Source organism: Actinopolymorpha sp. NPDC004070 (genome assembly GCF_040610475.1).
Taxonomy (GTDB): domain Bacteria; phylum Actinomycetota; class Actinomycetes; order Propionibacteriales; family Actinopolymorphaceae; genus Actinopolymorpha.
Genome location: NZ_JBEXMJ010000012.1, coordinates 102,858 through 115,861 on the forward strand (window position 1 = coordinate 102,858; position 13,004 = coordinate 115,861).

The window sequence follows — 13,004 nt, forward strand, 5'->3', positions numbered from 1 at the left end:
GCCGGGTTTCCGCGCGTTGATGGAGCGCTGGCGGGAGCAGGCCGAGACCGTGGTGCGGCTCCCGCACCGGCCGATCCACCCCGACGCGCACGTGCACAATTATGTGATCGCCGTCCTGACGGTCAGAGCAGGAACGCCTTGTCCAGCGCGGAGCAGCACGTGTCGACGATGAGCCGGGTGACGACGTAGGGATCGGCGTTCGCGTTCGGGCGACGGTCCTCGATGTAGCCCTGCTTGTCGACCTCGACCTGCCACGGAATGCGGACGGAGGCGCCGCGGTCGGAAACGCCGTAGTTGTACTCGTTCCACGGAGCGGTCTCGTGGGCGCCGGTGAGGCGAGCCTCGATCCCCGCGCCGTACTGCTGGATGTGCTCGCGCGGCTTGTCGTCGCGGCCGAGAGCCTCGCAGGCCTCGATGATCGCGTCGTATCCCGAGCGCATCGCCTTGGTGGAGAAGTTGGTGTGCGCACCCGCGCCGTTCCAGTCTCCCTTGGCGGGCTTGGGATCCAGCGTGGCGGAGATGCCGAAGTCCTCGGCCGTGCGGTACAGCAGCCAGCGCGCGATCCACAACTGGTCGGCGACGTCCAGCGGGTTCAGCGGGCCGACCTGGAACTCCCACTGGCCGGGCATGACCTCCGCGTTGATGCCGGAGATCGTCAGGCCCGCGGCGAGGCAGTTGTCGAGGTGCTTCTCGACGATCTCCCGGCCGAAGATCTCATCCGCCCCCACGCCGCAGTAGTAGCCTCCCTGCGGAGCCGGGTATCCGGCCTCGGGAAAGCCGAGAGGGCGGGAACCCTGGAAGAAGGTGTACTCCTGCTCGATGCCGAAGAGCGGCTCCTGGTCCGCGAACTGCTCGGCGACCGGACGTAGCAGCGAACGCGTGTTGGACCGGTGCGGCGTGTCGTCGACCGTGAAGACCTCGCAGAGGACGAGAACGTCGCTGCCGCCGCGGATGGGATCGGGGTACGTGGCGACCGGCTTGAGTACGAGGTCGGAGAATCGGCCGGTGGCCTGGTTGGTGCTCGAACCGTCGAAGCCCCACGTGCCGGGCTTCTCGCCGTCGCCGACGATCTTTGTCTTCGAACGCAGCTTGGCGGTCGGCTCCGTACCGTCGATCCAGATGTACTCAGCCTTGTAACTCACGGGGCACCATCCTCGGGGCGCGCGGAATCTCGCGGGGAACTCGGTCACCTCAGCGTCACAACGCGCGGTTTCGCACCCGTTGCCCCTGTGTTACGCGGGTATGAACCAGTTGGCCGAGTCCGCGGTCCACGGGGGACCGACGGCTTATCCGGTTGACGGCTGCGGCCGGGCTGACAAGTGTCTGTCCCATGCTGTCCGAGGAGCAGATCTCCGCCTTTGTCCGCGACGGCTTCGTTCGGGTGCCGGCGGCTGTCTCGCTTTCGACCGTCGAGGCGTGTGTCGACGTGATCTGGGACCGGCTCGCCGAGCGCGGTCGCTCGCGTGAGGACCGGTCAACCTGGTCGTCGCCGGTCGTACGCGTCGACTGCCCCGAAGGCGGGAGCGACGGTGCGCCGTTCGCCGCAGCCGGAACCTCGACGGTTCTGTGGGAGGCGTACGACCAACTGATCGGGCCGGACCGCTGGTGGAAGCGCCAGGGCGTCGGCGGCACCGTCCCCGTCCGCTTTCCCTCCAACGAGGATCCCCGCGACACCGGATGGCACGTGGAAGGAAGTTTCCCGGTGGGTGACGCGTGGCACACCAACCTGCGCAGCCGAGACCGCGGGTTGCTCGCGCTCTTCCTCTTCACCGACGTGGGGCCCGACGACGCGCCGACCCGGGTCCGCGTCGGTTCCCACGCGGACGCGGCGCGCGTGCTCGCCCGGCGAGGCGACGAGGGCTTCGGCGGGGTGGAGTTGGGCACACTGGTGCAGCGGGCAAGTGCGGACCGGCCACTCGCCCATGCCACCGGATCGGCCGGGGACGTCTACCTGTGCCACCCGTTCCTGGTTCACGCGGCCTCCTGGCCGCACCGCGGGACGACGCCGCGCATCATGGCGCAACCCGGCGTTGCGCTGCTGGGATCGTTCCCACTCACCGACCGCGAGGGTGCCTACCCGGTGGAGGCCGCCATCCTGGACGCCATCGACGGGATCACGTAGGGCAGTCACTCGCGGGACGCGGAGGCCTCCTGTGTACGGAAGTCGAAGTCCTCCCGAGCGTTCTCGATGTCGTCCATGTGCTCGCGCCGCCGGGAGTCAGCGTGTTGGCACCGGCGGCCCGTAGGAGAGGTCCTCGCACGCGTCGTCGGCGGCGGTGCGCGGCCGGACCGCCGGGACGGAGGTGGGCGGCGTCTCGGCCCTGGTCGTACGGGCCGCGTAGTCGCGGCCGAGGACGAGGTTCACGTCCGTGCCGTCCCCCTCGCTCGGGCCGCTCGTCGGCAGCAGCCGAGCGTGGGGGAACAGCGCGGCAAGGGCGAACGCGGCGGCCTGCGAGCCGGGAGCGTAGGTGATCGTGGTGGTGGCGACATCGGCTGTCCCGGCGTCGACCACGTCGCCGACGGTGAACCCGACCGTCTGCAGTTGAGTCGCGGCGGCCCGGGCGAGGCGCGGAATGCCGGTGCCGTTGTAGACGGCGACCTGCGTGCCCAGGCCGGGCCCCGGGGCGCGGTTGTTGCTCACCCCTCCTGCCGGGGCGCGCGGAGCTGTCAAGGGGCGGTTGCCACCGGAGGGTTGCTCTCCACCCGACGGTGCGACGGCGCCCACCGGGCGGTCGGCTCGTAGCGCTGCCCACACCCGGCCGGCGGCCGGCCGGACGAACGCGACCTTCGTCCGGCCGGCGTAACGGGACGGCACGGTGACGAACTCGATGTCGTGCAGCCTCAGGTGGCGTAGGGACATGGCGAAACCGATCAGCTTCGGCGCGGATCCGAGTGCGGGGTCGACCGTGAGAGCTCTGGTGGCCGCTTCGGCAAGTGGCGCCAGCGTCCTGGGATCGATGCCAGACCCGCGGATCTTCCTGGCCAGGGCGGCGAGGAACGCCTGCTGGCGTTTGATCCGGCCGATGTCGGAGCCGTCGCCGATGCCGTGGCGAAGACGTACGTAGTCGAGGGCGCGGCGTCCGGACACGGTCTGCATGCCCTTGGCGAACAGCAGGCTGCCCCGGTCAGGAAGATAGGGGTTCAGGTCGCCGGCGTACACGTCGTTGGGCACGCACACCCGGACCCCGCCGACCGCCTCCGTGATCGCGGCGAAGCCCTCGAAGTCCACGACGACCGTGTGGTCGATGCGAAGACCGGTCAGCTTCTCCACGGTGTTCTGGGTACACGCCGGGTTGCCCTCGGCAGTTGATCCGGTGTTGAACGCGGCGTTGAACATCGCCTGCCGGCGTGGTGCCGCCCAACCGCCGTCCGGCAGCCGGCACCGGGGAATGTCGACCAGGGCGTCGCGCGGGATCGAGACCGCGACGGCACGCCTGCGGTCGGCGTACACGTGCACCACGATCGCGGTGTCGGAGCGGCCCGCCGCCTGGGTGCCGCCGGCAAGCCGGTCGTTCCCCCCGGCCCGTGAGTCCGAGCCGATCAGCAACAGGTTCACCGGAGTGGCCCCGGCTCGGCCGGGTTTGGCCGGCGGCGGGCGATCGGTGTCGATTCCCCGTCCGTCGAAGGTCCGGAGGTTGTCGCTCAGCCGGGTCACGACCGCACGGGCCGCCGCGCCGGCTGCGACCATCACCATCACGAGCACCAGCCCGACCAGGCAGCGGCGCCGCCGGCGGGTGCTGGCGGAGCGGTACTCCCGCGCGACGCCGCCGGACATCCCCGAACCCCCGTACCGTCGCGATCGTTCCGCCCGATTCACGCTTCCTGGACCGGGCCCTGCTGACAGGGTCGCATCGTCGCCGAGGTGTCGTGCATCTATGCGTGCATCGCCTTCCCGCACAGGGGTGAACGTGCAGGACCTGCCGCCGGACCCGCCCGGGACAGGGCCGTTCGGCAGTCGTTCGACGCACTCCCGGGGGACACTGGGCGGGTGGTCCTGGGCGATCCGAAGGCGGCGTACGAGCGGCTGCGAGCCGCGCACCTGCACGTCGTGCGCGCCTCGCTCGCCGATCATGTGGCGCGGCTGGCGTGGCCACGCGAGCGCATCGATCTCTACCGGACCGAACGGCTGCGGTCGCTGCTCGGTGTCGCCCGCGAGCGTTCGGCCTTCCATGCCGCTCGGATCGGTGACCTCGATCCGGCCACGGTCACCGTCGAGGATCTCGCCCGCCTGCCGGTGATGCTCAAGCAGGACGTTACAGACGAGTGGGACCGGATCGTCACCGTGCCCGACATCGACCTTGCCGGTGCGGAACGGGTCCTTGCCGACCAGCCGTGGTTCTCCTACACGCCCACGGGCCTGCAGGTGTTCAGCTCGGGTGGCTCCAGCGGTGTGCGCGGGGTGTACGTGTGGGACTGGGACCAGTTCGCCACCTTGGCCTGTCTCGCCTGGCGGTGGCAGACCCGAGCCGAGCATCCGTCGGGCACTGGCGGGGGAGGCGGTCAAGCGCGGCTTGCGGTGCTCGAGGCCGGCGAACCACCCCATGCCAGCACGCCGCTGTTCGACGTCGCCACCCTGCCGTGGATGGAGACGTTCGTGGTCCCCGCGGCGGCGCCGTTCGAGCAGGTACTGCACGCGGTGGCGCAGGTGCGGCCGACACATCTGGTGGGCTATGCGTCGGTGGTCGGACGCCTCGCCCGGGCAGTGGTCGCAGGGGAGCTCGACATCCGCCCCGTACGGGTGAGCACGAACTCCGAACCACTCGGCGAGGAGGACCGCGAGGCGATCGACGCCGCCTGGGGCGCACCCCTCCACAACCTCTGGGGATCCACCGAGATCGGTGTCCAGGCGGTCGGTTGCGGTCTGGGCGAGGGCCTGCACATCAGCGAGGACGAGGTGATCCTCGAACGCGTGGACGCTGCCGGGAAGCCCGTCGGGCCGGACGAGCCGGCCGTCCGCACGCTGGCCACCGGCCTCGCCGGCCGCACATTTCCCTTCATCCGTTACGACCTCGGCGACGAGGTCACGCTGCTGCCCGGACGGTGCGAGTGCGGGAGCGCGATGCGCCGGGTCGCCGACATCGCCGGCCGCCGCGACGACGACTTCCGTTACGGCGAGCAGTTGGTCCCGGCAGCCGCGTTCCGGCACGTGCTGGGCACCGATCCGCGCATCTCGGAGTACCAGGTACGCCAGACTGCAACGGGCGCGGACGTGCTGGTGGTCGGATCGCCCGACGTGACGGCCGTGGTCACGGCGCTGGGCGAGTCACTGCGGCCGTACGGCATCCCTGCCGCCACGATCACGGTGCACGCCGTCGAGGAGATCCCGCGCACCGCCGCGACCGGAAAGCTCAGGCGGTTCGTCGGCCGCCGGCGGTCGACCGGGTAGCCGGGGCTCCTGGCCGCTCGGTGCGTACGGCGTCAACCTCCGCTTGCGAGCTCGGCCGGCAGCGGCCGGGCGTGCAGGACGGTGAGGGCGGAGACCGCGCGGGTGAGAGCGACGTACAGCCGGTTCAGCCCTCGTGGCTCGGCGTCGACGATCGTCGCGGGCTCGACCACGACCACACCGTCGAACTCCAGGCCCTTGGCCAGCGAGGCGGGCACGCACACGAGCCGGAAGTGTTCCAGGGCGTTCTCGGTGTCGCCGAGCATGGCCGGTGTCAACCCGGACTTGTCGAGGGCCGATCGCGTCGGGTCGGCGCGGAGGTGGTCGAAGATCCTCCTGATCTCCCCGTCGGCGGCGATGACACCGATCGAGCCCGCGCGGCCACCCTCCTCGTCGATCCGCAGGCAGGCGTGGAGGACGTCCTCGGCAGCCACTGCCGACCCGGCGGTCGCGGTGATCTCGAGTCCGCCCGCGGCTCGCCGGAGGCTGACCGGCTTGGCGAGGTCCGGCTGCAGTGACGGGAGGAGTCTCGCGGCGTACTCGATGATGGCAGCCGGGACCCGGAAGCCCCGGGTGAGCTCCACGATCTCGCTCGCCTCGCCGGAGCCGAGTTCGGCCAGGACGCTCTGCCAGGAGGTGGAGGCGTACGGCGTGGTGGCCTGGGCCAGGTCGCCGAGCACGGTGGCCGTACGGCACCGCCGGCCGAGCGCCCGAAGCTGCATGGCGGACAGGTCCTGCGCCTCGTCCACGACCAGGTGGCCGCGGCGGGGTTCGCGTTCGAGGAGTTCGCCCAGCTCGTCGAGGAGGACCAGGTCCGCCTCGGACCAGCGGGCCGACTTCACCGAGCGGTACGGCTTGCGCCAGAGCAGTGCCTTCCGCTCCTCCGGGGTGAGGTCGTCGCCGGCCGCCTCGGCGAGGAAGTCGGCGTCCGACAGCAGCCGGTGCAGTACCTGCTCCGGCGTACGCTGCGGCCAGACCTGGTTGAGAATCTTCCGGACCGGGGCCGACCTGGCCACCGCGTTCTGGGTGCGGTCGTCCGGGGTCCCACCGCGTTGTTCCATCCGCAGCAGCACCGCGTGCGCCAGCCGTTGTGCGAGCGTGGTGCGGCCGGGGGCATAGCGGGTGGCGGTCTCCACCACACCCGCGGCGATCTCGCGCACTTCGTAGTCGGGCACCCGGAAGCGGTTCGCGCCCTTGCTGTAGACCAGCGCCTCGATCTCGTCCCCGACCTCCACACCCGACCACAGTGCGCGCCGTAGCACGGCCGCCATCCGGGCGTCGCCCTTCACGGTGACCGTGACGGTCTCCTCCTCACCTTCGGCGATCGGATGGTCGGGGTAGTAGCGCCGGATCAGGTCCGGGAACGTGAGCTGCTGGACGAAGACCTCGCCGAGCGCCGGCAGCACGTGCCGGATGTACTGCAGGAACGAGCGGTTCGGTCCGATGATCGCGATCCCGCCGTCACGGGCCAGCCGGGTGCGTTCGGCGTAGAGCAGGTAGGCGACCCGGTGCAGGCCGACCGCCGTCTTGCCGGTGCCCGGCGCTCCCTGCACGCAGATCGTGGTGTCCAGCGGCGCCCTGACGAGTACGTCCTGGTCGGGCTGGATGGTGGCCACGATGTCGCGCATCGGTCCCGACCGCGGCCGCTCGATCTCCGCGGTCACCAGCTCGGAGAAGCCCTCCGCCGCGCCGGCCTGCGCGCTGCTCACCGGCTCGTCCTCGTACGCCGTCACGTCCACGAAGCCCTCGGGCCCGGGCTCGTGGGCGAAGCCGTGCCGGCGGCGGACCAGCACCTGCTGGGGATCGGCGGGCCCGGCCCGGTAGAACGGCATCGCGACCCGGGCGCGCCAGTCGATCACCAGCGGTGTGCCGTCGGGTTCGCGGATGTGGCGGCGGCCGATGTAGATCCGGTCGACCTCACCGTCGGGGCTCGGTACGCGGCCGGCGTGGTCGGCGTGGTCGAACACCGCGCCCGGCTCACAGTCCAGTCGCCCGAAGAACAACGGGATCTTCGGCAGGTCGAGCAGAACCTCGGCGCGGTGCTCCCGCGACCACTCGTAGAACTTGTTGTCCCAGTAGCTGTCGGTGCCGGAGTTGACGATGACCGGCGTCTCGGTGTCGACCACCTCGCCGTGCATGCGTTCCAGGGCGGCCCGGGCCACTCGCAGGTGCGCGCGTTCGGCGGCCAGTTCCGGGTCTACGGCGGGGTCGGACGGAGCAGGGAATTCGGGGGATTCGGACGGGGCAGCGACGTTCGACGAGGCGGAGGGGGTGGACGGGGCAGGGGCCATGAAGGAGCCTCCACGATGGTTGTCAGGCACTCGTCAGCAGTGGGCGCGGGCCCCCGCTCCAGGGCCGCCCTCGAAGGGGCGGCGCAACCGGCTCGGTTCGGTCCCTGCTCTCCGGCACTACTGTCCGTACGACAAGCCATCGCACGCTACCAGCGCGCCCCGGCGAGCGGAAGCCGTTTTCCCGCTCGTGGCCGCCCGGCCGGGATTCCGGGGTGACCGGGCTCGTGCCGTGCGCCTAATCTGCCCGATGGCAGCCCGGCACCTGCGAAGGTGCCCCAGGGTATGACCCCGCCCGGCGAGATTTGGTGGGCCAGCTCTGCGCCTCGCGCATTGACGCTGCCCGGTCCGAACCCTCAGCGAAATCTCGAAAGCGGTGCCACCCGTGACATCGATTCACGCCTCCCCCGACCGACCCGCGGTGATCTCGGCAGCCGGGCTCACCAAGACCTACACCTTCCACGACCAGGGCGCCGGGCTGGCCGGCGCGGTCCGCAGCCTCGTCCGGCGCAGGTACCAGACGCGCCTCGCTGTGGACGGCATCGACTTCACGATCGGACGCGGCGAGGTCGTCGGCCTGCTCGGGCCGAACGGCGCCGGCAAGACCACGACGCTGAAGATGCTGTCCGGTCTGCTCTACCCGACCTCCGGTGAGCTGGAGGTTCTCGGGCACACACCGTCCCGGCGCCGCCCGGACTACCTCCGCCGGATCGCGCTGGTGATGGGCCAGAAGACGATGCTGTGGTGGGACGTTCCGGCGATGGAGAGCCTGCTGCTGCACAAGGAGATGTACGACCTGTCCGCGGCGGAGTTCGGCCGCAACGTCGACGAACTGGCCGACCTGCTCGAGGTGCGCGACCTGCTGAACGTCCAGGTACGCAAGGTCTCCCTCGGCGAACGGATGAAGCTCGAACTCATGGCCGCACTCGTCCACCGGCCGGAGATCCTCTTCCTGGACGAGCCGACGATCGGCCTGGACGTGGTGGCCAAGGCCCGTGTCCGGGCGTTCCTCGCCGAGGTGACCCGGCGCCACGGCACCACGATCCTGGTCACCAGCCACGACATGGACGACATCGAGGCGCTCTGCTCCCGGGTGATGGTCATCGACCACGGTCGGCTGCAGTACGACGGAAGCCTGAGTGGGCTCGTCCACGCCGCACGCCCGCGCAAGCTCGTCCGGGCGACGTACGCGCGGGCTGTCGACGCGAGCCGGCTGACCGGCCTGGAGGGTGTCGCGGTCGCGAGTGGCGGCTCGGACCTGACCGTGTCGCTGGAGGTCGAGCGGGAACACACCGGGGAGCTTCTGGAACGGCTGACCAGGCTCGGCCCGCTGGTGGACCTCGACGTCGCGGACACCGACATCGAGGAGATCATGCGCGACCTGTTCCTTCGTCGCGGCACGGTCGGCGCTGAGGCCACTGGCAGGGCCGGCACCGAGGCCGTCGGCAAGGGGGAGACGCGATGAACCGGTTGCTGCTCACCGTCCGGCGCAATCTCCGGATCATGCGGCGGATGACCGCCGCCCACGTCGCCATGTCGCTGACCTACCGCGGCGAGTGGGTCGTCTTCATGGCGGCGAACATCAGTGTGCCGATCATCTCCCTGCTCATCTGGCGTACGGCGCTCGCCAACGGCGCGCAACTCCCGGTTGACGAGCACTACCTCACCACGTACTTCGTGTTGCTGAGCATCGTCACGATGGCCACCTCGTCGTGGATGACCGGCTTCCTGTCCAGGGACATCAGGCTCGGTCGGCTGTCCAGCTGGATGGTGCGGCCCGCGTCGTTGCTGCTGGACTTCGTTGCCAACAACCTCTCGGAGAAGATCCTCAAGACCTGCGCCCTGGTGCCCATGGTCGGTGTGCTGTGGTGGATCTTCCGTGACTCGATGAGCGTGCCGTCCGGGCCGGGCCACCTCGCGGTGTTCGCGGTCAGTGTCGTGCTCGCCGCTGTCCTGGTGTTCACGATCGACATCCTGGTCGCCGCGCTGACGTTCTGGATGGACGACGTGACGGCGCTGCACCAGGCGCGGCTGATCATCGCGAACGTGCTCTCCGGCGCGATCGTCCCGCTGGCGCTGATGCCGGACTGGTCGCGCGGGTTCGTCGACCTGCAGCCGTTCCGCTACACCGTGTCGTTCCCGGTCGAGATCGTCGCCGGCCACCTGTCGAACACGGAGATCCTCACCGGCCTGGGCGTTCAGCTCGGCTACGTCGTCGGGTTCGGCGTCCTCGCTCGGCTGGTCTGGGCGGCCGGGATCCGCGGATACTCGGCGGTGGGCGCATGACCCCGAAGCCGGTACCGACACCGACAACGGCAACGACTCGTACGTACGCCGATCCCAGGGAACCGATCGACCGGACCTGGCTGCGGAGGCAGACACGGCATCTGCGGCTGTGGCGGCGGTTCCTGGCACAGGCGATCGTGCGCGAGACCCACTACCGCGCGCACTTCGTGACCACGCTGGCCGTCGGAGTGGTGCAACTCGGCCTTGCGCTCGTCCCGATCCTCCTGCTGTACGGCTACACCGACGACATGCGCGGCTGGTCGCAGGCACAGGTGCTCACCCTCGTCGGTGTGTACCAGGTCGTGACGGGAGTGCTCGCGGCGTTCGTGGCGCCCAACCTGCAACGGATGACGACCTACATCACCGAGGGCGAACTCGACGTGGTGCTCGTCCGCCCTGTCTCCAGCCAGTTCTACCTGACGCTGCGGTGGATCAACGTCGCCGAACTCGGCAACGTGGTCAGCGGTCTGGTGCTGCTGGTGTTCGGCCTGGTCCGTTCGGGGGCAAGCCCGAATCCGCTGCAGATCGCGCAGGCGCTCGTCCTCGCCGCCTGTGGAACCGTACTGCTGGCCTGCGTGTGGTGTGCGATGTCGTTCGCCGCGTTCTGGATCCAGTCGGTGAACCCGATCGGCATGCTGTACACCAGCCTGGCCGAGTCGGGCCGATATCCGCTGGTGTTCTTCCCGTTCGCGGTCCGTACGTTTCTCACGTTCGTGTTCCCGGTGGCGTTCGCGTCGACGCTTCCGGCGCAGGCGCTGCATGGCGGCGTCGGCCGGCTGCCGGTGGTGGGAGGCGTCGTGCTCGCCGCGGTCGCGGTGACGCTCGTCCGCCTGCAGTGGCGGCGCGGCCTGCGTTCCTACGCCAGCGCCAGCAGCTAGGGCAGATCCCGAACGTCCGGCAGGTCGTCCGGAGTCAGTACGGACAGTTTCTCCAGCGCGCGTACGAAGGTGGTGCGTTCGGCGGGGGTCAGGGCGGAGAGCAGGCGCTCCTCCGCGGCCCTGATCTCCGCCCGGGCCGCCCGGCGGACCCGGCGGCCCTCGTCCGTGATCTCCAGCAATCGAGCACGGCGGTCGTTCGGATCGGGCGTACGCGAGATCAGCCCGGCGGCCTGCAACTCGTCGAGGGTGCCGATGATCCGGGTCTTGTCCGCCCCGATCGCCTCCGCCAACGTGGCCTGGGTGCGCACCGGTCCGTCGTCCAGGGCCGTGAGCACGCTGTAGCCCCACATCGAGACCTCGTGCGCGGCGAGGATCGGCAGCTCGACCGCGATGAGCAACCGCAGCACCGGATGCACCATCGCCCCGAGGTCGCGGCGGTCGCTCTCGCGGTGGGCGTTCCCGCGGCGTGCCCCCTCACGACGTGCACTGTCGCGGTCGCCGCTGTCACGGCGTCTGCCTGCCCGGTCGGTCACGTGCTCGAAGATAACAGTGGCGCAATGATGTGCTCTCGCATACGATACGCGCATGTCTATTAATCAGGAGAACTCGACCACCCGGTCACCGGGCGGTTCCGCAGACCTCGTCGCGCTCGACGCGCACGCGGTCGGTGTCAGCATCGATCTCGTGGCGCGAGCCACGCCGGCGGACCTGACCAGACCGACACCGTGCGCGGAATGGACGCTGGAGGGGCTGCTCACCCACATGGCCGTCCAGCACAACGGCTTCGCCGCCGCGGCGCGGGGCGAGACCGACCCGGGGGTCTGGGAGGTGAGCTCCCTCGGCGACGATCCGTTCGGCGCCTACCGCGACTCCGCCGAACGCGTGCTGGACGCGTTCGCCGCGGAGGGGGTACTCGACCGGATGTTCCTGCTCCACGAGTTCCGCGAGGAGCCGTTTCCCGGCCACCAGGCGATCAGCTTCCACCTCGTCGACTACGTGGTGCACTCCTGGGACGTCGCGAAGGCGCTGGGACTGACCCCGAACCTGGCCGCGGCGGCGGTGGAGGCGGCGTACGAGATCGCGCAGATGGTGCCGACCGGCGAGGCCAGGCTGGTACCCGGCGCAGCGTTCGGCCCGGAGGTTGCCTTCAGCGGCGGATCACGCCTCGACCAGGTGGTCGCCCACCTCGGCCGCTCACCGAACTGGCCGGCCTGACACCCGCCCTCACAGGTCGAGGTCGACCACCACCGGGGCGTGGTCGGAGGGGCCCTTTCCCTTGCGGGCTTCACGGTCGACGTAGGCGTCGGTGACGGTCGAAGCCGCCGGCCGGCTCGCGTACACCAGGTCGATCCGCATGCCCTGGTTCTTGTGGAACATCCCGGCGCGGTAGTCCCAGTAGGTGTACGGCGTTCCGTGCTTGAGAGCGCGCGCCGGTACGTCGTCCAGCCCGAGTGCGCGAAGCTCCGCGAGCTCGCGGCGTTCGTCGTCGGTGACGTGGGTCGATTCGGCGAACACCGACGGGTCCCAGACGTCGTCGTCGGTGGGCGCGACGTTGAAGTCCCCGGCGACGACGAACGGGTCACCGGAACGCACCTCTGGTTCGAGGGCGGCGCGCAGTGCGGCCAGCCAGCGCAGCTTGTACGGGAACTGCGGGCTGTCGAGTGACCGCCCGTTCGGGACGTAGACGGACCACACGCGCAGCGGCCCGCAGGTCGCGCCGATCGCACGGGCCTCGGGCACGGATCGGCCCGGCACGTCGACGAGAGTGGGGTCGCTGTCGGCCGGCGCGGGTGCGAGCGGCTCGCCGGGGAAGCCGCGGGAGACCTCTTCCAGCCCCACCCGGGACAGGATCGCGACGCCGTTCCAGCGCCCCTCGCCGTGAGCCGCCACCTCGTAGCCACGCTCGATCGCACCCTGACTGGGGAAGGCGTCCCCGGCGACCTTGGTCTCCTGCAGGCACAGCACGTCGGGCTCGGCGAGGTCGAGCCACTCGTGCAGCCGTGGTAGCCGCGCGCCGACCGAATTGACGTTCCATGTCGCGAATCTCATAGGTACGCGTTATACCCCTTCCGGGTGGCCCATCCGCCTCCGTGGCAGGTTCGCCGATGGCCGCCGTGAGGCGAGGCCGTCTCCCCGGACGCCTCACCGAACTGTTATTGACTAACTAGT

11 protein-coding genes are annotated in these 13,004 nt (G+C 70.3%); 6 read left to right on the forward strand and 5 right to left on the reverse strand.

All coding sequences use genetic code 11. The features are described 5' to 3' along the window. Positions 1-122 precede the first annotated feature (122 nt). A complete protein-coding gene (gene glnII, locus ABZV93_RS21900) occupies positions 123-1,142 on the reverse strand; it encodes a glutamine synthetase (protein ID WP_354939061.1) in 1,020 nt (339 codons plus the stop codon). A 188-nt stretch (positions 1,143-1,330) separates the two neighbouring features. Here glnII and ABZV93_RS21905 point away from each other — a divergent pair, with 188 nt between their 5' ends. Beyond that, positions 1,331-2,122, forward strand: a complete 792-nt coding sequence (locus ABZV93_RS21905; RefSeq protein ID WP_354939064.1) for a phytanoyl-CoA dioxygenase family protein — start codon at positions 1,331-1,333, stop codon at positions 2,120-2,122. 96 nt (positions 2,123-2,218) lie between these two features. On the opposite strand, the gene ABZV93_RS21910 is transcribed toward ABZV93_RS21905, so the two are convergent. Beyond that, positions 2,219-3,775, reverse strand: a complete 1,557-nt coding sequence (locus ABZV93_RS21910) for an LCP family protein (protein WP_354939066.1) — start codon at positions 3,773-3,775, stop codon at positions 2,219-2,221. 213 nt (positions 3,776-3,988) lie between these two features. Between ABZV93_RS21910 and ABZV93_RS21915 the strand changes: the two genes are divergently transcribed. After that, entirely contained in the window at positions 3,989-5,386 is a 1,398-nt protein-coding gene (locus ABZV93_RS21915) for a hypothetical protein (RefSeq protein WP_354939068.1), read from the forward strand. 32 nt (positions 5,387-5,418) lie between these two features. Here ABZV93_RS21915 and ABZV93_RS21920 read toward each other — a convergent pair whose 3' ends face one another. Then, on the reverse strand, positions 5,419-7,674 hold the full coding sequence (locus tag ABZV93_RS21920) for an ATP-binding domain-containing protein (protein ID WP_354939070.1): 2,256 nt from the start codon (positions 7,672-7,674) through the stop codon (positions 5,419-5,421). A gap of 382 nt (positions 7,675-8,056) precedes the next feature. Between ABZV93_RS21920 and ABZV93_RS21925 the strand changes: the two genes are divergently transcribed. The 3 genes from ABZV93_RS21925 to ABZV93_RS21935 are packed head-to-tail and all read left to right on the forward strand — an operon-like array spanning position 8,057 to position 10,835. Next, the gene (locus ABZV93_RS21925) at positions 8,057-9,136 is read left to right on the forward strand and encodes an ATP-binding cassette domain-containing protein (protein ID WP_354939072.1); all 1,080 of its coding nucleotides are present in this window, start codon (positions 8,057-8,059) and stop codon (positions 9,134-9,136) included. Next, entirely contained in the window at positions 9,133-9,957 is an 825-nt protein-coding gene (locus ABZV93_RS21930) for an ABC-2 family transporter protein (RefSeq protein WP_354939074.1), read from the forward strand. Before ABZV93_RS21925 ends, ABZV93_RS21930 begins: the two co-directional genes overlap by 4 nt. Next, on the forward strand, positions 9,954-10,835 hold the full coding sequence (locus ABZV93_RS21935) for an ABC-2 family transporter protein (RefSeq protein WP_354939076.1): 882 nt from the start codon (positions 9,954-9,956) through the stop codon (positions 10,833-10,835). The genes ABZV93_RS21930 and ABZV93_RS21935 overlap by 4 nt, the downstream gene beginning before the upstream one ends. On the opposite strand, the gene ABZV93_RS21940 is transcribed toward ABZV93_RS21935, so the two are convergent. Further along, complete coding sequence (locus ABZV93_RS21940) at positions 10,832-11,368, reverse strand: MarR family transcriptional regulator (RefSeq protein WP_354939078.1); 537 nt, start codon at positions 11,366-11,368, stop codon at positions 10,832-10,834. The genes ABZV93_RS21935 and ABZV93_RS21940 overlap by 4 nt on opposite strands. Before the next feature lie 52 nt (positions 11,369-11,420). Between ABZV93_RS21940 and ABZV93_RS21945 the strand changes: the two genes are divergently transcribed. After that, a complete protein-coding gene (locus tag ABZV93_RS21945) occupies positions 11,421-12,050 on the forward strand; it encodes a TIGR03086 family metal-binding protein (protein WP_354939080.1) in 630 nt (209 codons plus the stop codon). A 9-nt stretch (positions 12,051-12,059) separates the two neighbouring features. Here ABZV93_RS21945 and ABZV93_RS21950 read toward each other — a convergent pair whose 3' ends face one another. Then, positions 12,060-12,884, reverse strand: coding sequence for an exodeoxyribonuclease III (locus tag ABZV93_RS21950; protein ID WP_354939082.1), 825 nt, complete (start codon positions 12,882-12,884; stop codon positions 12,060-12,062). Between the last annotated feature and the right edge of the window lie 120 nt (positions 12,885-13,004).

Excerpts from the sequence above, each read along its gene's own strand:
- ABZV93_RS21905 (WP_354939064.1), top strand. The coding sequence starts at position 1,331 with ATGCTGTCCGAGGAGCAGATCTCCGCCTTTGTCCGCGACGGCTTCGTT.
- ABZV93_RS21910 (WP_354939066.1), bottom strand. The coding sequence starts at position 3,775 with ATGTCCGGCGGCGTCGCGCGGGAGTACCGCTCCGCCAGCACCCGCCGG.
- ABZV93_RS21920 (WP_354939070.1), bottom strand. The coding sequence starts at position 7,674 with ATGGCCCCTGCCCCGTCCACCCCCTCCGCCTCGTCGAACGTCGCTGCC.
- ABZV93_RS21930 (WP_354939074.1), top strand. The coding sequence starts at position 9,133 with ATGAACCGGTTGCTGCTCACCGTCCGGCGCAATCTCCGGATCATGCGG.
- ABZV93_RS21935 (WP_354939076.1), top strand. The coding sequence starts at position 9,954 with ATGACCCCGAAGCCGGTACCGACACCGACAACGGCAACGACTCGTACG.
- ABZV93_RS21945 (WP_354939080.1), top strand. The coding sequence starts at position 11,421 with ATGTCTATTAATCAGGAGAACTCGACCACCCGGTCACCGGGCGGTTCC.
- ABZV93_RS21950 (WP_354939082.1), bottom strand. The coding sequence starts at position 12,884 with ATGAGATTCGCGACATGGAACGTCAATTCGGTCGGCGCGCGGCTACCA.